Origin of the sequence: Actinoplanes sp. NPDC026619 (genome assembly GCF_040638295.1) — a bacterium.
GTDB lineage: Bacteria > Actinomycetota > Actinomycetes > Mycobacteriales > Micromonosporaceae > Actinoplanes.
The window spans coordinates 1-1,197 of record NZ_JBEZYA010000098.1 but is presented as its reverse complement, the minus strand read 5'-3'; the positions used below and the strand labels follow the sequence as shown (position 1 = coordinate 1,197).

At 66.1% G+C, this 1,197-nt stretch carries 1 protein-coding gene; it reads right to left on the bottom strand.

All coding sequences use genetic code 11. The features are described from left to right. Positions 1-1,041 carry an IS630 family transposase gene (locus tag AB0E90_RS51700; protein ID WP_360421244.1) on the bottom strand — a complete coding sequence of 347 codons (1,041 nt, stop codon included), beginning with the start codon at positions 1,039-1,041 and terminating at the stop codon, positions 1-3. Positions 1,042-1,197 lie beyond the last annotated feature (156 nt).

The following is a 1,197-nucleotide window of genomic DNA, read 5'->3' as shown; positions in this document are numbered from 1 at the left end:
CTAAGCCCCTGGCCAGTGTTCTTTCCCGTAACCCTCGGGTAGCCAGGGTGTGGTCCACGGCGCTGCGGTGGCCAGGTTCTGGGTGTTGGTCCGGTGTTGGAAAAACGCGTGGGCTTGCTGGACACGGTCGGTGATGGTCGCGCATGCGTTGTTCGCGATGTGTCGTTTCATCGCGGCCCAGATCCGTTCGACGGGGTTGTCCTGCGGGCTGTATTTCGCGCCTTCGATGACCTGGATGCGGGGATGCTGGGCGAGCCAGCGTTGGGTGATTTTGGAGTGGTGGGTGCTGCCGTTGTCGGTGATCACGACGATGGTGGGGGCGGTCGGGTAGGCGTCGAGCAGTTGCTGCAGGAAGTAGCAGAACACGACGGAGACGTTTTTGACGCTGACGTGGTGGTGGACGGTGCCGGTGAGCAGGTTGACCGCGCCGTGCACGGTGCGGCGCAGGTTGGTGCCGGGGGTCAGGATCCGGTGCCGCAGGCCGGTGGGCATCCAGCAGGAGCGGACCCGGGCGAGCAGGTCGATGTGGGTTTCGTCCTCGGCCAGCACGATCGACCCTTCGGGCAGGGCGGTGATCTGCTCGCGGATGCCCGCGCAGATGGTGTCTCGGTGAGGGTCGCTTTTGGCGATCAGGCGGGGCCGGGCCCAGCGGGCTTGTTCGCGGATGCGGCGGCGCATCGTGGACAGGCTGATCGCCGGCCGGCCGAGGGCTTTGTAGATCCGGGTGGTGGTCCAGGCTTTCGGGGTTTGGAGCAGTGCGTGGATGCGGGAGCCGAGGCGGGGGCTGCCTTTGCGGGGCCGTCCCGGGCGAGGCCGGTCGGGGAGCCCGGCCAGGCCTTCGGCGTGGTGGCGGGCAATCCAGGCACGGACGGTTTTCGGGTCGTAGTGCAGCAGGTCGGCGATCTCGCTGGCGGACCAGCCGGCGGCGGACAGCACGATCATCATGATCCGGGTGGCGTTACGCCAGGGGCCGTGCAGGGCGGTAATCAGTTCGGTGTGTTGCTGCTCGGACATGCTGGCGTAGACGTGCGCGGGGCGCATACTGACGGTGACCTCGTCGTGGTGTCGGTCTGCTGTGGTAGCTGGATCCGACCTCACGACGAGGTCTTTGCGTTGCTATGTCCCTCTTGCTGAGCGTGTTCGCGTACAGCCCGTGACCCAATCAGTTACGTACCGAACCTCTGACTAGGTGCTTAG

Coding starts and splice junctions, on each gene's coding strand:
- AB0E90_RS51700 (WP_360421244.1), bottom strand. CDS start 1,041: ATGCGCCCCGCGCACGTCTACGCCAGCATGTCCGAGCAGCAACACACC.